This is a genomic window from Streptococcus cristatus ATCC 51100, from assembly GCF_000222765.1.
GTDB classification, from domain to species: Bacteria; Bacillota; Bacilli; order Lactobacillales; family Streptococcaceae; genus Streptococcus; species Streptococcus cristatus.
The window spans coordinates 176,775-197,304 of record NZ_AFUE01000005.1 but is presented as its reverse complement, the minus strand read 5'-3'; the positions used below and the strand labels follow the sequence as shown (position 1 = coordinate 197,304).

Here is a 20,530-nt window from a genome sequence, read left to right as displayed (position 1 = left end):
AAATTTCTCCTTAACTAACGAGTAAGAATGCTGTGGGGGATAACCTGGCGATAGCAAGTATGCTTGTCATCCTTATTATCTTTAATGATTTGGAGCAAGGTACGGAAAGATTCCCTCCCCAACTCGAGGGTGTTGATATCAATATAGGCATCCACGTCGATGCGTGGCTTGATAGAGTCAAAAGTGACAATCGGGAAGCGGTAGTCAATGTCTTTGAGATAGTGGAGAGCCCCTTCGGCAACCATACTATCCGATGTCACAAAGGCTTCAATTTCCTGAATAGGCATCTTTTCCATAATCTTATAACTGCTATCTTCCAAGAGGAAACCGAAAGAAAACTTGACGATGTTTTCATCGAGAGGGATGCCTGCTTCTTCCAAGGCTTGTTTGTAGCCGGTAAAGCGGTCTTGGGATACGATAAGCTCTTTATTCCCAGCTAGAAAGGCAATTTTTTTATAACCTTGATCTAGGAAATATTTGGTTGCATCGTAGCCAGCCTTGATATTATCATTATCGACCAAAGAAACAAATGGTGACACTGCTTTCCCTAAAATCAAGAAGGGAAATTGGTTTTTAATCGCAAAGTCAACCAGCGGATCGTTTGGCTTAGAATAGAGAAAAATCAAACCATCGACGCGTTTTCCGAAAATCATTTGTTTAATATTTTCTAAACGACGCTCTTCGTCCTGTCCGGTGCTAATCTGAATGGCATAGTCATGTTCAGATGCGATGCGCGAAATCCCCCGCAAGACAGTTGGGAAGAATGGGTTTTGGTAAAAAAGATCCGAATCATCGGGCAGCACTAGGCCGATGACTTGGGTTGATTGGCTGACCAGACTTCTAGCGTTGAGATTGGGATGATAGTCCAGCTCTTTCATGGCAGCGCGGACACGTTTTTTTGTTTCATCACTGATGGTTGACTTGTTTTGTACGACGCGTGTCACCGTTGAGGGAGACACACCTGCTAGTTTCGCTACTTCTTTAATCGTAACGCGCATAATAACCTCCTAATTTCTGAAATCCTCATCACGGAAATGTGTTTTGTAGAAAATAATCACCAAATAAAGAACAAACAAGATATTTTGGACGGTGATGATCGTAGGCAGGCTTTGCCCAAATAAACCGCAGATAAGACCGATAATCGTTGGTAATCCTAGGCAGTTGAGGATAAAATGATAGCATTCTTTAAAGGTTTTAAAAGAAAATAGCCGTGATTTCTTGGTCAGATAGAGCAAGAAGGAAGCACCGAGCGCTAGAAAGGCAAAGTTGATGCTAAAGAGGAAGCCTGCGGAGAGGACCAGAAAGAGGCTGATCACCAAGCGGTTTTGTTGGAACCAGTCTTTAGAAATGGCTTTGGTCAGGGCTTCTTTGCTTTTCAGAGCCTTCTGGTCAATGGCTTGGTAGCGGATATTGGCCAGTTCTTTTCCTTCTTTGGTGATTTTAAGATTTTCTTTGTCGAAGTAAAGGGTCAGCTCCTTGCCTAATTTGAGCTCCTCGTGATGGCCAATAATGACAGTCCCAGCGGCATTGTGATGAATCCCTTCAGGATTTTCAGTGGTCAGCACATGGTCTTTTATCTGGGCATGATGGTCAAGGTCAAGCATCACGTCTTCATCCAAAGTATCAAAAGCCTTGTTGATAAAAGTATCCAGAGCATAGCTCGTCAAAGATGCTGTTTGAATAGCCACGGGAATCAAAGACAGAGAAATCAAAAAGACGCTGGTAAAGATGAGCTGGAACCAGCTGAGCATCCGACGATTGGCGAAAGTTTTTCTAAAACCAATCAAGCTCGAAAAATAATTAAAAGGATAAGGTAACATAGCTGCCTCTTTCTAAAATTATAATCAGGTGGTGGCCAATAAAGAACTTATTGGCTGCCATATAACTATAATTGTTTTTAAATCAAAAACAGGGTGGGACAAGATTATCCCTTGTCTCCACCACTTGTTAAACCAGATACAAAATTCTTTTGCAGGAAGAAGAAGAGAATACAGATTGGAAGGGCAGTGAGAATCGCACCGGCAGCAAAGAAGGCAATTTTTTGATTCTTGACATCGCTGACGAAGGTACGAAGACCAACTGCAACCGTATAAAATTCTTTTTCACGAAGAAGGAAGCTAGAGAGGATATAGTCTCCGAAAGGTCCCATGAAGGCCCAGAGAGCTTGCACAGCAATCATTGGACGAACGAGAGGCAGGACAATCTGCCAGAAACGTCTGAAATGACCAGCACCGTCTAATTTAGCTGACTCATCTAGAGACATAGGAACGGTATCGAAGTATCCTTTCATCAACCAAGCATTCATTGGAATACCACCACCCACATAAAGGAAGATGAGGAACCAGCTTTGGTTAAGGGCATTGAGCATCAGAGCCATAACGAAGAAGGCGGTCAGAGCTGCAATAGTTGGCACCATTTGGATAATCAAGAAGAAAACCAAACTTTGCTTTCTTGCGATGAAATTGTAACGGCTGTATGCATAACCTGCAAGTACCACTATACTGGTTTGGACAATCATTGTCAAGACGGCAATGATAATGGTGTTAAAGTACCAAGTGCCATATAGAGTCTCTGAGAAGAGACGAGAGAAGTTTTCCAGACTGAAGTTGATGTCTGTGTCTAGCTTGAAGGCCACGACATTCCCCGTCTTGAAAGCAGACATGATCGTGATCAAGAGCGGGTAGAGAATGATAATGGAAAGCACTACAAGGTAGAGATAGGTCAAACTATGGTTGATAAAACGTTTAAATTTAACAGAACTATTCATCTTATACATCCTCCATATCAAATGCGTGTAGTTTCTTGAAGGCAATCATAGAGATAGAGATGACGATGATGGAGATGATGAGGGTAACGGCCGCCGCCATTGAATATTGCGGTGCTGTACCTGTGGTCAATCGATAAATCCAAGAGATCAGGATATCAGTTGAACCGGCTCCTCCACCGACACTACCAGGACCACCTGCATTGAAGAGGTAGATGATTGAGAAGTTATTAAAGTTAAAGGTGTATTGACTGATCAAAGTTGGTGCCGCAACTGCCAAGATCATTGGGAAAGTGATGTTGCGGAATTTCTGCCAAGCATTGGCTCCGTCGATGTAGGCTGCTTCGTAAAGGTCATTTGGAATAGACTGCAAGATACCTAAGGTCAGGACATAGATATAAGGGAATCCAAGCCAACCTTGCATCATAATCAGAGCAATCTTAGTCCAAGTCGGATCAGTCTTCCACGGAATCAGATGTCCATCTAGGAAGGGAAGAACCTTGCTGAGAAGCGGGATGACTTGAGTGTTGATAGCACCGATACTATCGTTGAACATATTTGAGAAAGTCAGGATAGTGATAAAGGCTGGAACTGCCCAAGGAAGCAGGAAGATAACACCGAAGATGCGTTTTCCTTTGATGAATGGTTGGTTGGCAATAATAGCAGTGAAAATACCGATTACGATTTGCAAAGTAGAGGCTGCCAGTGCCCAGATGATAGTCCAAGTCAAGACAGAACCAAAGGCCGCACGGAAGGTGCTCAATTGCCAAATATTAGCAAAGTTGGTAAAGCCAACCCAATCCAAAAGTTTATTTGGTGGCAAGTGTTTGAAATCATAGTTGGTAAAGGCGATCAAGAGCGTTACCAATACGGGGAAAATGATAGCAAAGGTCATTGCCAGATAAGAAGGGATGATGAGTAAGTAAGGGAAGCCATTTTCATAGATTCCATCAAACATTTCCTTCAAGGTAGTATGAACAGGATAATCATTGTTCCACTGTTTAGCAACCGTCCGAGCATCCTTCAAGTTAAATCCATAGAAAATCAGGAAAAATACCACGAGGATGAGGTGGAAGGCACCGCGGATCAGCATGAAGAGTGAGTTGTCACCACGGACTTCACCAAGGGTGATGAGATTTTCAATTTCTGGTAGGGCAATAGCTACGAAATAAGCTAAAAATGCAACCGTAACCCCAAGAAAGATGTATCCTTTGGCTTTTTGATCATTATAGATTTGCCCCAACCCTGGAATGAGGGAGCGCAACATGGCTTGTTTGGGATCTTTTTTTGTCATTGTAGTCTCCTTAGATACGAGAAAGATTGAGGAATTGCAGCAAGTACAAGTCCTAATCCGAGTTTTTCTTATTAGAAGATAGAGTAAATCCTTATTCTATCAAACAAGGGGTAGGGAAAATTCCCACCCCTTTATTTAAACTTGCTTATTTGTTGCCGAATTTTTGATCGATAGTTTCTTTGATCAATTTAACAGCATCTTCAGCTGAAGTTTTAGCATCTTTCTTGCCGCTTACAGCATCGAAGAGCATGTTCTTAGCTGGATCCCAAACAGTACTCATTTCAGAGATGTTTGGCATTGGTTCTGCAGATTTGAACTGTTTAACAACTGCGTCTGTCAATTCATCTTTCTTGCTTACAGCGTATTCACGTGCTTCTGTGTTAGCAGGAACTTCGTTTGTTGCATCGTAAAGAGCTTTTTGTTGTGCAGTTGATGCAAGGAAGTTAACGAATTTTTGTGCGCCGTCAACGTTCTTAGAACCAGCAGGGATGACCCAAGCTTTACCACCACCAAAGGCTTTGTATTCTTTGCCGTTTGGAAGTGTTGGGATAGTTGCTACACCGTAGTTTACTTTAGCTTCTTTAAGAGATGCAGCTTTCCAAGGACCGTCGATGATTGCTGCAGTTTTTCCACCTTGGAATTGAGTTTGGATCAAGTTAGGAGCACCTTCTGTATCTTGCATACCTTTAGGCCATTTTGCATACCAAGTTTTAGCGTACTCAATTCCTTTGATAGCACCTTCGTTAGCCAAACCTACATCTTTAGGATCTGTACCATCTTTACCGAAGACATAAGCACCGTTTCCAGAAAGGAGACCGTAAGCATAGTAGAAGTTTGTCCAGTCAGCAAGGAAGGCAGTTGTTTTACCGTCTTCTCCTTCAAAAGCGTATTTGCTATCTTTAGCCAATTCTTCAAGTTCAGCAAATGTTGTAGGAGCTTTTTGGATCAGGTCTTTGTTATAGTACATTACTAAGGTCTCGATAACAGCAGGAGCACCGTAAGTAGTACCGTCGATTGATACCAAAGATTTAGTAGTATCGTCAGCTTTTGCATCTTTACCCAACTCAACTTCTGAAAGTTGTCCATCAGCACCTAGGCTTCCTACGCGGTCGTATGGTGCCATCATGACATCTGGAGATTTACCGGATTGGTTGTCAAGCGAAAGGTTATCAAGACCTGTAAGAGCATCACCAGTTTTGATAGTGACCTTTGTTCCAGTTTCTTTTTCGTAAGCTTTGGCAGCTTCTTCCATGTAGCTCTTGTAGCCTGGGTCTACATATGCAGTGAGCTCATTGCTTGCAGCAGTTTCTTTTTTAGAAGATTTGCTACCGCAGGCTGTCAAAATAAAACCTGCTAAAGCAACAGTACCGAGAACAGCAACGCTCTTCAACATTTTGTTTTTCATGATTATTCCTCCTAAAGAATAAAAAATATAATACCATCTAAGAACACGCTTGCATAGCGCAAACGTTTTCTTGAACTTAAAATAATTTTAGCACAAAAGGTAAACGCTTGCAAGCGTTTTTAAGAAAATTTTAAAAAATTTTTAAGGAAAGAATGTTAATTTAGATGATATATAAGGAAAGAAAATGGAAATCTATGGTATAATAAATAAAAAAGTTTTTTAAAAAGCTTGCACTTAAAAAAAAATAGGTTATAATTCAAGCAACGCAAACGTTTTCGCTAAATAAAGTAGGAAACAAGCATGAAAAAATTTTTGAGGTGTTACATATGAAAGCGAGACAAAGTGGTGTATTGATGCACATTTCCTCTTTGCCAGGCAAGTACGGGATTGGTTCTTTTGGTCAGTCTGCTTATGATTTTGTGGATTTCTTAGTTAGAACGAAGCAACGTTATTGGCAAATCTTGCCTTTGGGAACGACTAGCTATGGGGACTCTCCTTACCAGTCTTTCTCAGCCTTTGCAGGGAATACTCACTTTATTGATTTGGATTTCTTGATTGACGAAGGCTTGTTGGCAGAAGAAGATCTAAAAGGTGTTGATTTTGGTGATGATCCAAAAGCTGTAGATTATGCAAAAGTATTTGAAGCACGTCGTCCTCTTTTGGAAAAAGCGGTTGCTCGTTTCCTTAAAGTTGGCGATCTTGACAAATTCCGTCACTTTGTTGCGGAAAATGCAGCTTGGTTGGAGCTTTTTGCGGAATACATGGCTGTTAAAGAGCATTTTGATCTGAAAGCTTGGACAGAATGGCCAGATGAAGCAATTCGTTGTCGCCAACCAGAAAGCTTGGCTAGCTATCGTGAGAAATTGGCAGACAAGCTGGAGTACCATCGTGTAACTCAATATCTCTTCTTTAAACAATGGCTAGAACTCAAGAAATATGCCAATGACCATCACATCGAAATCGTTGGAGACATGCCGATTTATGTAGCTGCTGACAGCGCAGATGTCTGGGCTCAGCCTCACTTCTTCAAGACAGATAAGCAAGGTCGCCCAGTTAAGGTTGCTGGCTGCCCACCAGATGAATTTTCAGAGACTGGCCAATTGTGGGGTAACCCAATTTATAATTGGGATGCCATGGATCAAGATGGTTATGCTTGGTGGATTGAGCGTCTTCGCGAAAGCTTTAAGATTTACGACATTGTTCGGATTGACCACTTCCGTGGCTTTGAGTCTTATTGGGAAGTGCCAGCTGAGTCTGACACAGCGGCTACTGGTCACTGGGTCAAAGGTCCAGGTTATAAGCTGTTTGCCGCAGTGAAAGAAGCTTTAGGTGATTTGAACATCATTGCAGAAGACCTTGGATTCATGACGGATGAAGTCATTGAATTGCGTGAACGAACTGGCTTCCCAGGTATGAAGATTCTGCAATTCGCTTTCAATCCAGATGATGAAAGCATCGATAGTCCACACTTGGCGCCACATAATTCTGTGATGTACACTGGTACTCACGACAATAACACTGTATTGGGCTGGTATAAGGATGAGATCGATGATCCAACCCGTGAATACATGGCTCAGTATACTAACCGCAAAGAATACGAAACGGTGCCACATGCAATGCTTCGTACAATCTTTGCTTCCGTTAGCTACATGGCTATCGCGACGATGCAAGATTTGCTAGAGCTAGATGGCTCTGCCCGCATGAATCTGCCTTCTACAATTGGCGGCAACTGGGCATGGCGGATGACAGCTGAAGAGCTAAACCCTATCGTAGAAGGTCAGCTTTATCATTTGACTAAGGTCTATCGTCGTCTGAATACGGACTTACTTTCATAAGACAATAAATTTCAATACTTTCTAATACTAGGAGAAATCATGTCAAACTTACAAACATATATCCAAAAAACTTATCAAAAGGAAATTGCTGATTGTAGCAATGAAGAGCTTTATTTGGCTCTCTTGAACTACACAAAATTAGCGAGCTCTCAAAAGCCAGTCAATACTGGTAAAAAGAAACTCTACTACATCTCTGCTGAGTTTCTGATTGGTAAACTCTTGTCAAACAACTTGATTAACCTTGGCCTTTACGACGATGTGAAAAAAGAACTTGCCGCTGCCGGTAAAGACTTGATCGAAGTCGAAGAAGTAGAATTGGAACCATCTCTTGGTAATGGTGGTTTGGGCCGTTTGGCAGCCTGCTTCTTGGACTCTATCGCAACCTTGGGTCTCAATGGTGACGGTGTTGGACTAAACTACCACTTTGGTCTTTTTCAACAAGTCCTTAAAAATAATGAACAAACAACTATTCCAAATTTCTGGTTGACTGAGCAAAACTGGTTGGTTCGCTCAAGTCGTAGCTACCAAGTGCCATTTGCGCACTTTACCTTGACATCAACTCTTTACGATATTGATGTTCCTGGTTACAAGACAGCTACTAAAAACCGTTTGCGCTTGTTTGACTTGGATTCAGTTGATTCTTCCATCATCAAAGAGGGAATCGAATTTGACAAGACAGATATCGCTCACAACTTGACTCTTTTCCTTTATCCAGATGATAGCGACAAGCAAGGTGAATTGCTCCGTATCTTCCAACAATACTTCATGGTTTCAAACGGTGCACAATTGATCATCGATGAAGCGATCGAAAAAGGAAGCAATTTGCATGACCTTGCAGACTATGCAGTTGTACAAATCAACGACACTCACCCATCACTGGTTATTCCTGAGTTGATCCGTCTCTTGACTGCGCGTGGTATCGAGCTTGATGAAGCTATCTCAATCGTTCGTAGCATGACTGCCTACACAAACCACACTATCCTTGCTGAAGCCCTTGAAAAATGGCCTCTTGAATTCTTGCAAGAAGTGGTTCCTCACTTGGTACCAATCATCGAAGAATTGGATCGTCGTGTCAAAGCAGAATACAAAGATCCAGCTGTTCAAATCATTGACGAGAGTGGTCGTGTTCACATGGCACACATGGATATCCACTATGGATACAGCGTTAACGGGGTTGCAGCACTCCACACTGAAATCTTGAAGAACTCTGAGTTGAAAGCTTTCTACGATATTTATCCAGAGAAATTCAACAACAAGACAAACGGTATCACATTCCGTCGTTGGCTCATGCACGCTAACCCACGTTTGTCTAGCTACTTAGATGAACTTCTTGGTCGCGATTGGCACCATGATGCTGCTAAGTTGGAAGGTCTACTTGACTTCGCTGGCAAGCAAGAAGTGAAAGAAAAGCTGGAAGGCATTAAGTCTCACAACAAGCGTAAATTGGCTCGTCACTTGAAGGAAGCTCAAGGTATAGAAATCAATCCAGATTCTATCTTTGATATCCAAATCAAGCGTCTGCACGAGTACAAACGCCAACAAATGAACGCTTTGTATGTGATCCACAAATACTTGGACATCAAGGCTGGTAACATTCCTGCTCGCCCAATCACTGTCTTCTTTGGTGGTAAGGCAGCTCCTGCTTATACAATTGCCCAAGACATCATTCACTTGATTCTTTGCTTGTCAGAAATCATCGCGAATGACCCAGCAGTGGCACCACACTTGCAAGTGGTTATGGTTGAGAACTATAACGTTACAGCATCAAGCTTCTTGATTGCAGCTGGTGATATTTCTGAGCAAATTTCACTTGCTTCTAAAGAAGCTTCAGGTACTGGTAACATGAAATTCATGCTCAACGGTGCTTTGACACTTGGTACTATGGACGGTGCTAACGTGGAAATCGCTGAGTTGGTTGGCAAAGACAACATCTACATCTTTGGTGAAGATTCAGAAACAGTTATCGACCTTTACGCAAAAGCAGCCTACAAATCAAGCGAATTTTACGCTCGTCCAGCTATCAAACCGTTGGTTGACTTTATCATCAGCGATGCTGTTCTTGCAGTAGGTAAGAAAGAACGCTTGGAACGTCTTTACAACGAATTGATCAACAAAGACTGGTTCATGACGCTTCTTGACTTGGAAGACTACATCAAAGTTAAAGAGCAAATGCTTGCTGACTACGAAGACCGCGATGCATGGTTGGATAAAGTGATCGTTAACATTGCAAAAGCTGGCTTCTTCTCAGCAGACCGTACAATCCAACAATACAATGACGAAGTATGGCATTTGGAGAACTAATTATTTAAAATAAGGGAAAAAGCCTAGACGGGACTGTCTTGGCTTTTCTCTTGTTAGAAGACTAGAGTAAGTAGCCTTGGAGGATAAGCTTTTCTAGTAGATAGAGCTTTTAAAATCGTATCAGATCTTCCCTCTTGTCAGTCTTTTCTTTTGGGTGTATAATAAGAAAAAGTATTTCTTTACAGGAGGTTGTTATGAAAAAGAAACCGATTTATCTCTATATCTTACTGGGGTTAGCAACAGCTGGCAGTTTATGGGGGCTTGTGTCGAAGTTCTCCTCTTCTAATGATGCAGTGGAATCCTTGCTTAAAGGCATGGAAGAGCCAGTGAAATCTCAGTTTGCAACTTATTTTAGCAAAAGCGCGGAACTGTCCGGTTCGCTACTAAGTAATGTTTTCTTTTATGCTAGCTTGCTTCTTTTGATTGCAGCTTGGTTCTTCGTTGTTAAGAAAGATATTTTCAAAGCCAATCTTATTTACATCGCGAACGTTCTTATTGGCTTGATTGGAACAGCGTATGGTTATGTGGTAGCAAAAGGGATTGCAACTTCTTCCTTCTCAGATCCAACATTACTTTCAACTCAGATACTGGGGTTGAATATGAGCGTCGGCTTCTCTGTCGTTCTTAGCCTCATCTTCCTTTCGATTGTTGTCTTTAAGCTTATCAAGCAGCAAAAGGAAGCTGAAACTGTAGAAGTAGCTGAAGAAGAATAAGATTTGGCAAATAACATTTACCTGCTACAATCTAGATGGGCAGATAAATGTTATTTTTTTGGAATGGAGCAAATAAACATGAAAGTTTCCTTAGTTTATATTAGCTTGAGTGGCAATACAGAGAGTTTTGTCCGTCGTTTGAGCGACTATTTGTTAGAGCAGCATCCGAATTTAGAGATTGAGAAAATCCACATCAAAGACTTAGTGAAAGAGGGGCATCCGTTTTTTGAAATGACCAATCCTTTCATTACCTTTCTACCGACCTATCTGGAAGGTGGCAATGGTGTAGATAATGGCGATGTCGAGATTCTTACGACAGATGTGGCCGATTTTATAGCTTATGGACAGAATGCTAGCAAGTGTTTGGGAGTTATCGGAAGTGGCAACCGTAACTTTAACAACCAGTACTGCCTGACTGCTAAGCAATACAGCCAACGTTTTGGTTTCCCCGTTTTAGCTGATTTTGAAATGCGTGGTATGCTGGGCGATATCAAAAAGGTCGCTGGAATTATTGAAGAATTGTACGAAATAAAAGTATAAGTAAAAAGCCGTTCGATCAATATTTTTGATCGAGCGGCTTTTGTTATTATTCTTGACTTGCATGCTCGCTTGCGATAGTCTCGACCAGCTCTTTTGAATATAAAATTCCTAAACGGTAGTTTTTGTTAATGTAAGCAATAAGGTCATTTTGGTTTTCGCTAGTGGCCATTTTTTCTTGGAGTTCTTGTCGAAAATGATCACTTTTTAGGAGTTCCTGCTGCAGCAAAATCTGCAACTTTACCTTTTCTCTTTTGTTGTACAAAAAGAGAATGACCAAGCTAAGGGCAACTAAAATATAAGCAGTTTCATTCATAAAATATCTCTTCCTAAGAAAACCTCCCAAAACTGGAAGGTTTGTGTAGGGTTACATTTTTTCTGGTGCTTCTACACCAAGCATGCGGAGAGCTTCCTTCAGCACAACAGCAGTAGTGTAGCTGAGAGCTAGACGGCTGTCGCGTTCCGGAGATTCATCCAAGATGCGAGTGTGAGCATAGTATTTATTGAAGGCTTGAGCTAGGCTGATTGCGTATTTGGCAATCAGAGATGGCTCAAAGTTATCAGCTGCACGTTTGACTACGCGAGCGAAGTCTTGGAGCAGTTTGATAATTTCCCAGCTTTCAGCATCGTTGAGATTGTAGTTAACGTCAAGACTTGGCTTGAAGTCTGCTTTGCGTAGGATAGACTGGATACGTGCATAGGCATATTGTACATACGGTCCAGTTTCACCTTCAAAGGAAACCATTGCTTCCAAATCAAAGTCATAACCATTGCGGCGGTCAGTCTTAAGGTCGTAGAATTTAACGGCACCGACACCAACTGCATGGGCAACAGCTTCTTTGTTTTCCAGATTTGGATTCTTTTCTTCAATTTGAGCTTTTGCACGGCTGATCGCTTCTTGCAGAGTTGGTTCCAGAAGGATGATGTTTCCTTTACGTGTTGAAAGTTTTTGGCGGTTCTTCGTAACCAGACCAAAGTCCACGTGGATCATGTCATCGCTCCAGTCAAATCCCATCTTCTTAAGGACGGCCTTGAGCTGACGGAAGTGGTTTGATTGCTCTTGACCAACGACATAAACGTTCTTGACGAAGTTGTACGTGCGCGCACGGTACATAGCAGTGGCAATATCACGGGTGATGTAAAGCGTAGCACCGTCTGATTTTTTAATCATAGCTGGTGGCAGGTTGACATCGTCCAAGTCCACAATGCTAGCGCCCTTTGATTCTTTCAGGAGACCCTTGTCTTCCAAAATTTTAACGGCTTCGTCCATCTTATCATTGTAGAAGGCTTCTCCGTTTAAGCTATCAAATTCAACACCGAGCAATTCATAGATACGGTTAAATTCAACGAGACTTTCGTCACGGAACCATTGCCAGAGTTCTGTTGCTTCTGGATCGCCATCTTCCAGTTTCTTGAACCAAAGGCGACCTTCTTCATCCAAGGCTGGGTCGTTTTCGATTTCGGCATTGATGCGAACGTAGAGTTGCAAGAGTTCATCGATTGGGTTAGCTTCAACGGCTTCCTTGTTGCCCCACTTCTTGTAAGCAACCATGAGGAGACCGAATTGCTTGCCCCAGTCACCCAAGTGGTTGATCTTGATGGTATTGTAGCCCATCTTGCGGAAGATATTGGACAAGGCATCACCGATAACGGTTGAACGTAAGTGTCCGACAGAGAAAGGTTTTGCAATGTTAGGACTAGAAAGGTCGATGGTGATATTTCCGCCCTGACCTTCGTTCTGTTGACCGTAGTCAGCGCCTTCCTTGATGACTTCTTTGATAACTTGATCAGAGATTTTAGCTTTGTTGAGGAAGAAGTTGACATAAGGTCCAGTTGCGACAACTTTCTCAAAGTGACTTGGGTCGATCTTTTCAGCAATATCTGCAGCGATAGCTTGAGGAGCCTTGCGTTCTACTTTTGCAAGTGAGAAAGCTGGGAAGGCAATGTCTCCAAGATCGGAACTTTTCGGTTGCTCTAGTAGGTTAGAGATAGCGCTTTGGTCCAAGCTGTCAATAACTTTGGCCAATTCGCTAGCGATTAATTGTTTATTATCCATATTTGCTCCTTTGGGTCTTTTGTTACTATTCTATCATATTTTATGAGGAATCTTCAATTTTTTTGGTATAAGATAGATTTTTTGATATAATTGAAAGTATAAATATTCAGTCAATGAGGTCGAGTATGAGAAAAAGCGAGCGTCATCAGCTTATTAAATGGATGATCAAGGAAGAAAAGTTAGGAACACAGAAGGATATTCAAAAAAGACTGGAAGATGAGGGGATATTTGTGACCCAAACAACCCTCTCGCGGGACCTAAGGGAGATTGGCTTGACCAAGCTGAAGAGAGACGGGCAAGTCTACTATGTGCTGGCTCATGAAGCAGAGGAGTTGGACCTGGCTGGATTTCTGGCCAGTCATGTTCAGGCTGTTTCTCGAGCGGAGTTTACGCTGGTTTTCCGTACAGGACTGGGCGAAGCGACGGTCTTGGCAAATGTGGTAGATGGTTCGTTGGATAGTCGGATTTTAGGAACCGTTGCAGGGGCCAATACCTTGCTCGTGATTTGCAGGGATCAGGATGCGGCTAGAGAAATCGAGACGAGTGTCAAAGAAGGTATGGAATAGCCAAAAGCTTAGAATTGACGGAGAGGTTTGAGACGGAAGTCCTGACCTCGTTTGTTTTTAGAAAGGATAGAGATGGCAGTAGAAAAGTTATCGCCAGGCATGCAGCAGTATTTGGATATCAAAAAGGATTATCCAGATGCTTTCTTGCTCTTTCGGATGGGGGATTTCTATGAGTTATTTTATGATGATGCGGTCAATGCCGCGCAGATTTTAGAGATTTCTCTCACTAGCCGCAATAAAAATGCTGAAAACCCCATTCCCATGGCTGGAGTTCCCTATCATTCGGCTCAGCAGTATATTGATGTTTTGGTCGAGTCAGGTTATAAGGTAGCGATTGCGGAGCAGATGGAAGATCCCAAGGAAGCCAAGGGCGTTGTTAAGCGGGAGGTCGTTCAGGTTATCACGCCGGGGACGGTGGTGGACTCCAGTAAGCAGGACTCTGCGAATAACTTTCTGGTGGCTCTGGATTACTCAGAGGGCCTCTATGGTCTGGCTTATATGGACTTGGTGACCGGTGAGTTTCAGGTGACTAGTTTAGAGGACTTTGCCCTGGTCTGCGGGGAAATCCGTAATTTGAAGGCTAGGGAAGTGGTGCTGGGCTATGCTTTGCCAGAAGCTGAGGAGCAGGTCTTGGCTGGACAGATGAATCTTTTGCTGTCCTATGTACAGACGGCCTTGGACGATGTCCAGCTGCTGGGCGAGGAACTGTCTCCTATGGAGCGTCAGGCAGCGGGGAAATTGCTAGAGTATGTGCACCGGACCCAGATGAGGGAGCTCAGCCATTTGAAGAAGGCCCAGCATTATGAAATCAAGGACTTTCTGCAAATGGATTATGCTACCAAGGCGAGTCTGGATTTGACAGAAAATGCTCGCTCGGGTAAGAAACACGGCAGTCTTTATTGGCTGATGGACGAGACCAAGACGGCCATGGGCGGCCGTATGCTGCGCTCTTGGATCCAGCGTCCGTTGATTGATGAAGTGCGAATTAGCCAGCGGCAGAATGTCGTCGAGGTTTTTCTGGAACATTTCTTTGAGCGGAGTGATTTGACGGAGAGCCTCAAGGGAGTCTATGATATCGAGCGGCTGGCTAGTCGGGTGTCTTTTGGCAAGACCAATCCCAAGGATCTGCTGCAGCTGGCAGCCACATTGGGCAATGTGCCTCAGATTAAAGCTATCTTGCAAGGAATCGGCAGCCCGCATCTAGCTCATTTGATTGAGGGCTTGGATCCTATTCCGGAGTTGGCGGGCTTGATTAGCTCGGCCATTTCGCCGGATGCACCTCATATCATCACCGAGGGTAATATTATTCGGACCGGTTTTGATGAGACCTTGGATCAGTATCGGCTTGTGCTGAGAGAGGGGACCGGATGGATTGCAGAGCTGGAAGTCAAAGAACGTGCTAACAGCGGCATCAACAATTTGAAGATTGATTACAACAAAAAAGATGGTTACTATTTCCATGTGACCAATTCCCAGCTGGCTCATGTGCCTGGTCATTTCTTTCGCAAGGCGACCCTGAAAAATTCTGAGCGTTTCGGAACGGAGGAACTGGCTAGGATTGAGGGAGAGATGTTGGAGGCGCGTGAAAAATCTGCTAATCTGGAATACGAGATTTTCATGCGAATTCGCGAGGAAGTTGGCAAATATATCCAGCGCTTGCAGGCCTTGGCACAAACGCTGGCAGCTGTAGATGTCCTGCAGAGCTTTGCTGCGGTGGCAGAGCAGCAGCATTTGGTGCGCCCAGTCTTTACTGCGGAGCGCCGTCTGCAGATTGAAAAAGGTCGGCATGCTGTTGTGGAAAAGGTCATGGGAGCCCAGAGCTACATTCCAAATAGTATTCTGCTGGACCAGGAAACGGACATCCAGCTGATTACTGGTCCGAATATGAGCGGGAAATCGACTTATATGCGCCAGCTGGCTATCATCGTCATTATGGCACAGATGGGATCTTATGTGCCCGCTCAGTCTGCCAGTCTGCCGCTATTCGATGCGATTTTCACTCGCATTGGTGCAGCGGATGATCTGGTATCTGGCCAGTCCACCTTTATGGTGGAGATGATGGAGGCCAATCGAGCCATCCGACAGGCCAGCGAGCGTTCGCTCATTCTCTTTGATGAGCTGGGCCGTGGGACGGCGACTTACGATGGGATGGCGCTAGCTCAGGCTATTATTGAGCATATTCATCATTATACTGGAGCTAAGACCCTCTTTGCCACCCACTATCATGAGCTGACAGCCTTGGAGGATAGCTTGGAGCATTTGGAAAATGTCCATGTGGCAACCTTGGAAAAGGCCGAACAAGTGACTTTCTTGCATAAGATTGAGCCGGGTCCGGCTGACAAGTCCTACGGAATCCATGTGGCGAAGATTGCTGGACTTCCTGAGAAATTACTGGAGCGGGCGGATAGCATTTTGAGCCATTTGGAGAGTCAAGGTACAGGACTAGGCTCAGAGCTTCCTGCTGCATCCAGACCGAAGCAATCACAAGTAGCTGAGCAGATGTCTCTTTTCGCAGAAGGAACGGAAAATCCAGTCCTGACTGAACTCCGAGACTTGGACATCTACAATATGACTCCCCTGGAAGTCATGGCAGCAGTGGCCGAGCTCAAGAAGAAGTTGTAAAAATAAAGAGGCTGGGACAAAAGTCCTAACCTCTCAATTGTCTTTGGATTGTCGAGCAAGACGCAGTGGTTGAGTGGGCTCTACTACGCTGATTTCATCAGCTTTTACAGCCCTACTCAACTGTGCGGAGGTGGGACGACGAAATCGAATTCTAACGAATTACCGATTTCTGTCCCACTCTCTTTTTATTCTCACGATTTGCTAGACAAACCGCTATTGATTTTTTGAATGTTGCGGTAGGTGCGGTAGTAGATGGCACCTGAAATGATTAGATAAATGAGGGTGAATTCCCCGACGGCAGTCAGTGTCAGACTGAGTATTTTTTCTCTTGGGAAAAATCCAGCTAGATTAGCCAAAAGTGCAAAGGTCAGAATCATCACGCCAAAGTGGCTAACGATGGAGCGCAGAATGCTCCAGTCTCTTTGGAAGAAGCTTCCACTCCATCTGAAAATAGCTCCCATGATAAACCAGATAAGCAGGCAGTAGAGCATGATAAGGGAAACATGGACATGCTGGCTCAAAAAGAAGTGACCGATAGGCGAGTCAGGGTGCAGCGGTAGATAAGCTGGATTGTAAAAATAAGAAACAATCATGGAGAAGAAGAGACCGATGAAAATCCCTCCAATCCCTCCGAAAAAGAGTTTTTTAAGACGAGTTTTCATAATTGCAACCTTTCTTTGATAGATTTGAGATAACGGCGAGACGAGTATGTCTGGTCGCCGTTTTTCAGAAATATTTGGATTAGACCATTGGGCGTCAGCTTGAGGTGACTGATTTGTCGGCTATTGATAATCTCCGATTGAGAAATCTGCAGAAAATAGTCCGGCAGGACCTGCAGCAACTGATAAAGAGCTTGTTGAGCTCGGTAGCCGTCTTTTGCCGTTCGGACCCGAACCTGACGGTTTTCTGTATAGATTCGGTGGATTTCCTTAGCATCTAGTAAGTGAATTTCGTCTTCTTTCTTGACATGAATCTTGTCCACTTTGCCTAGATCTTGAGCAAAGTGGACCAATTCCTGAATGCTTTCTGTCATAAGGCGAGCCTCAATGCTGACGGAGTCTTCGGTGACTTGAGAATCTATTCTTAGCTTAACTTTCATAACTTCCTCCTTTCACCTTTATTAAACCTCAACATGGCAGTGAAAACAAGCCCTTTTGTCTATGTGGCAGCTATTTGAGTCTATCTGGTTTGCCTTGCGAGCAGAGTGGTTGAGAAAAGGCTGCCCTCTGCTAGAAAGAGCCTAATGTGTTATAATAGATAGCAGAACAAATACGGAGAAAAAGATGTCAAAAATTATCGAACTTCCAGAAATTCTAGCCAATCAGATTGCGGCCGGTGAGGTCATTGAGCGGCCCAGCAGCGTGGTCAAGGAGCTAGTGGAAAATTCAATTGATGCGGGTGCCAGCCAGATTACCATCGAAATCGAGGAGGCCGGACTCAAGAGCATTCAGGTGACAGATAATGGTGAGGGCATAGACCACGAAGATGTCCCTCTGGCTCTTCGACGCCATGCTACCAGTAAAATCAAGAAGCAGGCGGATCTCTTTCGGATTCGGACGTTGGGTTTTCGTGGTGAGGCCATTCCTTCCATTGCTTCTGTCTCGCGTTTTACTATTGAGACAGCGACGGAAGCTGGCCAGCACGGGACTCTGCTGGTTGCGCAGGGTGGCGAGATAGAAAAGCACGAACCCACCAGTAGTTCGGTGGGAACGAAAATCAAGATAGAAGATCTCTTCTTTAATACTCCAGCCAGGCTCAAGTATATGAAGAGCCAGCAGGCTGAGCTATCCCACATCGTTGATGTGATTAATCGGCTTAGTCTGGCCCATCCGGAAGTGGCTTTCACCCTTATCAGCGACGGCCGCGAAATGACACGGACTGCCGGCAGTGGTAATCTGCGTCAGGCTATTGCAGGAATCTATGGTTTGGCAACAGCTAAGAAAATGGTGGAAATCTCTGCTTCAGATTTGGACTTTGAAGTGAGCGGCTATGTCAGCCTGCCTGAGTTGACTCGTGCGAATCGGAATTATATTACGATTCTCATCAACGGCCGCTACATTAAGAATTTCCTGCTCAATCGAGCTATTTTGGACGGCTACGGCAGCAAGCTGATGGTAGGTCGCTTTCCACTAGCGGTCATCAATATTCAGATTGACCCCTATCTAGCCGATGTCAATGTCCATCCGACCAAGCAAGAGGTGCGCATTTCTAAAGAACGCGAACTCATGGCCTTGATTTCGCAAGCCATTGCGACTAGTCTCAAGGAGCAGGACCTTATCCCAGATGCTTTGGAAAATCTAGCCAAATCAACTGTTAAGCGTGCGACTAAGCCCGAACAGACTAGTCTTCCCCTTAAAGAAAATCGCCTCTACTACGATAAGGAGCAGAATGACTTCTTCCTCAAGCCGCAGGTGGCCGAGCAGCAACTATCCTTTGAAGAATTAGCAAAGCCTGTTCATCAAGCGACAGATGAAAAAGCAGAACCGCAACCGACTTCGGTCAAATTTGCAGAGAGAAAGCCAGTTAGCTATGACCAACTAGACCATCCAGAGCTTGACCAGGCTAGTCTGGAGCGGGCTGTGGATAAGTTGGAGCAGGAAGAGAAATCAAGCTTCCCAGAGTTAGAATATTTCGGTCAGATGCATGGTACTTATCTCTTTGCTCAGGGCAAGGGCGGTCTTTATATTATTGACCAGCATGCTGCCCAAGAGCGGGTCAAGTATGAGTATTATCGGGAGAAGATTGGGGATGTGGACAATAGCCAGCAGCAGCAGCTTTTAGTGCCCTATATCTTTGAATTTCCAGCGGACGATATGCTGCGAATCAAGCAGCGGATGGAGCTATTAGAAGATGCTGGTATCTTTTTAGAAGAGTATGGAGCCAATCAGTTTATCCTCCGTGAGCACCCCATTTGGTTTAAGGAAGAGGAGATTGAGGCAGGCATCTATGAGATGTGTGATATGCTGCTCTTGACCAAGGAAGTTTCCATCAAGAAATATCGAGCAGAGCTGGCCATTATGATGAGCTGCAAACGCTCCATCAAGGCCAATCACAGTCTGGATGACTACTCTGCGCGTGACTTGCTCTTTCAGTTGTCCCAGTGTGATAATCCTTACAACTGCCCACACGGCCGGCCGGTCTTGGTCAATTTTACCAAGTCGGATATGGAAAAAATGTTCCGCCGCATTCAGGAAAATCATACTAGCCTACGGGAGTTGGGGAAATACTAAACTTTATAGAAGATCAAACAGCCCTAGTCGCAGAACTAGAGCTGTTTTGAATTTTTGAGCTGAACTTGTGTCCCAGCAAGTAAATCAGCTGGATGGCGTTTGTCCTTGCGAAGCAGTCCCATCAGCAGAAAGGTCAAGAAGAGAATACCTGCTGAAGTTGACAAGAAAATTGACAGAGCATCTGCTTGATAAGCACTACGGATAGCTCCCAGATGCCCCAGCTGCCAAGGGAAAAACTTGATAGCAGAGCGCAAAAGGCTGTAGGAAAGGCTCTTATGTTTGTAAACCAACTGTAAACCTGCCCAAGGTTTGCCCAAGCAGCCTTTTCTATAGTCTAGCTAAGCAAAGATGATAGTTAGAGGAAGAACGGAGGTAGAAAAAGCCAGAAGTTGGCTCTGGGCTTCAGTGAATACAGGAATGCCCCCTAGAACCAGATTATAAAAGCCCATAGCTAGTAAAAAAAGAGCAATGAGGTAGCCTGAGATGAAGAGCCAGTCTCCAAAGAGTTCTTTCAGACGTGTTTTGACAGGTATGGGATTGTTAATTTTTAGATTCATCCTTGTCGCCTTCTTTCTTAGAAGCCTCATCAAGGTCTATAACCTTGTCCAGATACTTTTTCTTGATTTTTAGCGCCTTGTTAATAGCCATTGCAGACGCGATTAAGAGGAAAAAGCTTAACCAGACCAGCGCAGTGAATGTTGCTGGAAAGCTAGAACCTGCGAAAAAGAGAAAGATAGCCAAGGCAGATATAAAAATATACAGAACCTGCCAGAAGCCATAAGATTTTACTTCCTTGTAGTAGCGATCTTTTTCGTCTTCTGAGAGAATGGGTTTTATTTCCGGCTTATCGCTGTCTTCTAAAAGCAGATAATCTGTCGTCACTTGGAAAATCTTGCTCAGCTCTACAATTTTTTCGAGTTCAGGTAGCGCTTGGCCAGACTCCCACTTGGAAATGCTCTGGCGAGAGACACTGATTTGTTCAGCCAGTCTTTCTTGTGACCAGCCCTTTTCTTTTCTTAGTTCAAATAATTTATCAGCGAGTTTCATCATGACAGCTCCTTTCTTTTTCTATCTCTATCCTAACAGCTTTTCCTTATCTTGAGAATACAGCTTCCTGTACATTTTGTCAACCAATGGTTGCACTTCTATTTGCAGTTTCCAAATGGAAAATATGATATACTAGATAGGCAAAATGATACAAAAAAGA

17 protein-coding genes and 1 pseudogene are annotated in these 20,530 nt (G+C 43.8%); 7 read left to right on the top strand and 11 right to left on the bottom strand.

Annotated elements, in window-relative coordinates:
• Positions 1-14 precede the first annotated feature (14 nt).
• The 5 genes from HMPREF9960_RS02915 to HMPREF9960_RS02895 all read right to left on the bottom strand — a co-directional run bounded on the left by HMPREF9960_RS02915 (position 15) and on the right by HMPREF9960_RS02895 (position 5,463).
• Positions 15-998: a LacI family DNA-binding transcriptional regulator gene (locus HMPREF9960_RS02915; protein WP_005591466.1), complete on the bottom strand. Its 984-nt coding sequence runs from the start codon at positions 996-998 to the stop codon at positions 15-17.
• A gap of 9 nt (positions 999-1,007) precedes the next feature.
• A complete protein-coding gene (locus HMPREF9960_RS02910; protein WP_005591467.1) occupies positions 1,008-1,820 on the bottom strand; it encodes a DUF1189 family protein in 813 nt (270 codons plus the stop codon).
• 104 nt (positions 1,821-1,924) lie between these two features.
• The gene (locus tag HMPREF9960_RS02905; RefSeq protein ID WP_005592080.1) at positions 1,925-2,767 is read right to left on the bottom strand and encodes a sugar ABC transporter permease; all 843 of its coding nucleotides are present in this window, start codon (positions 2,765-2,767) and stop codon (positions 1,925-1,927) included.
• A 1-nt stretch (position 2,768) separates the two neighbouring features.
• Complete coding sequence (locus HMPREF9960_RS02900) at positions 2,769-4,058, bottom strand: carbohydrate ABC transporter permease (RefSeq protein WP_005591469.1); 1,290 nt, start codon at positions 4,056-4,058, stop codon at positions 2,769-2,771.
• A gap of 145 nt (positions 4,059-4,203) precedes the next feature.
• Positions 4,204-5,463: an extracellular solute-binding protein gene (locus HMPREF9960_RS02895; RefSeq protein WP_005591470.1), complete on the bottom strand. Its 1,260-nt coding sequence runs from the start codon at positions 5,461-5,463 to the stop codon at positions 4,204-4,206.
• 317 nt (positions 5,464-5,780) lie between these two features.
• On the opposite strand from HMPREF9960_RS02895, the gene malQ reads away from it, so the two are divergent.
• The 4 genes from malQ to nrdI all read left to right on the top strand — a co-directional run bounded on the left by malQ (position 5,781) and on the right by nrdI (position 10,852).
• Positions 5,781-7,298 carry a 4-alpha-glucanotransferase gene (gene malQ / locus HMPREF9960_RS02890; RefSeq protein ID WP_255209850.1) on the top strand — a complete coding sequence of 506 codons (1,518 nt, stop codon included), beginning with the start codon at positions 5,781-5,783 and terminating at the stop codon, positions 7,296-7,298.
• 39 nt (positions 7,299-7,337) lie between these two features.
• Positions 7,338-9,599, top strand: a complete 2,262-nt coding sequence (glgP, locus tag HMPREF9960_RS02885; RefSeq protein ID WP_005591472.1) for a glycogen/starch/alpha-glucan family phosphorylase — start codon at positions 7,338-7,340, stop codon at positions 9,597-9,599.
• A 194-nt stretch (positions 9,600-9,793) separates the two neighbouring features.
• Entirely contained in the window at positions 9,794-10,312 is a 519-nt protein-coding gene (locus HMPREF9960_RS02880; RefSeq protein ID WP_005591473.1) for an ABC transporter permease, read from the top strand.
• Between the two features lie 63 nt (positions 10,313-10,375).
• Positions 10,376-10,852, top strand: coding sequence for a class Ib ribonucleoside-diphosphate reductase assembly flavoprotein NrdI (gene nrdI, locus HMPREF9960_RS02875; RefSeq protein WP_005591474.1), 477 nt, complete (start codon positions 10,376-10,378; stop codon positions 10,850-10,852).
• A 46-nt stretch (positions 10,853-10,898) separates the two neighbouring features.
• Here the strand turns inward: nrdI and HMPREF9960_RS02870 are convergent, their stop codons facing one another.
• Both HMPREF9960_RS02870 and argS read right to left on the bottom strand, forming a co-directional pair.
• Positions 10,899-11,165: a hypothetical protein gene (locus HMPREF9960_RS02870; RefSeq protein WP_005591475.1), complete on the bottom strand. Its 267-nt coding sequence runs from the start codon at positions 11,163-11,165 to the stop codon at positions 10,899-10,901.
• 51 nt (positions 11,166-11,216) lie between these two features.
• Positions 11,217-12,905, bottom strand: coding sequence for an arginine--tRNA ligase (gene argS / locus HMPREF9960_RS02865; RefSeq protein WP_005591476.1), 1,689 nt, complete (start codon positions 12,903-12,905; stop codon positions 11,217-11,219).
• Between the two features lie 125 nt (positions 12,906-13,030).
• Here argS and argR point away from each other — a divergent pair, with 125 nt between their 5' ends.
• Positions 13,031-13,471 carry an arginine repressor gene (gene argR, locus HMPREF9960_RS02860; RefSeq protein ID WP_005591477.1) on the top strand — a complete coding sequence of 147 codons (441 nt, stop codon included), beginning with the start codon at positions 13,031-13,033 and terminating at the stop codon, positions 13,469-13,471.
• Positions 13,472-13,543: 72 nt separating this feature from the next.
• Positions 13,544-16,093 (top strand): DNA mismatch repair protein MutS, encoded by a 2,550-nt coding sequence (gene mutS / locus HMPREF9960_RS02855; RefSeq protein ID WP_005591478.1) that lies wholly within the window; start codon positions 13,544-13,546, stop codon positions 16,091-16,093.
• Between the two features lie 191 nt (positions 16,094-16,284).
• Here mutS and HMPREF9960_RS02850 read toward each other — a convergent pair whose 3' ends face one another.
• Both HMPREF9960_RS02850 and HMPREF9960_RS02845 read right to left on the bottom strand, forming a co-directional pair.
• On the bottom strand, positions 16,285-16,755 hold the full coding sequence (locus HMPREF9960_RS02850) for a DUF3021 family protein (RefSeq protein WP_005591479.1): 471 nt from the start codon (positions 16,753-16,755) through the stop codon (positions 16,285-16,287).
• Positions 16,752-17,192 carry a LytTR family DNA-binding domain-containing protein gene (locus tag HMPREF9960_RS02845; protein WP_005591480.1) on the bottom strand — a complete coding sequence of 147 codons (441 nt, stop codon included), beginning with the start codon at positions 17,190-17,192 and terminating at the stop codon, positions 16,752-16,754. The genes HMPREF9960_RS02850 and HMPREF9960_RS02845 overlap by 4 nt, the downstream gene beginning before the upstream one ends.
• Positions 17,193-17,376: 184 nt before the next feature.
• Between HMPREF9960_RS02845 and mutL the strand changes: the two genes are divergently transcribed.
• The gene (gene mutL / locus HMPREF9960_RS02840; RefSeq protein WP_005591481.1) at positions 17,377-19,323 is read left to right on the top strand and encodes a DNA mismatch repair endonuclease MutL; all 1,947 of its coding nucleotides are present in this window, start codon (positions 17,377-17,379) and stop codon (positions 19,321-19,323) included.
• Positions 19,324-19,358: 35 nt separating this feature from the next.
• Here mutL and HMPREF9960_RS10750 read toward each other — a convergent pair.
• A pseudogene (locus HMPREF9960_RS10750) lies at positions 19,359-19,880 on the bottom strand (RDD family protein).
• A complete protein-coding gene (locus HMPREF9960_RS02825; protein WP_037586090.1) occupies positions 19,864-20,370 on the bottom strand; it encodes a helix-turn-helix domain-containing protein in 507 nt (168 codons plus the stop codon). The pseudogene HMPREF9960_RS10750 and the gene HMPREF9960_RS02825 overlap by 17 nt, the downstream one beginning before the upstream one ends.
• Positions 20,371-20,530 lie beyond the last annotated feature (160 nt).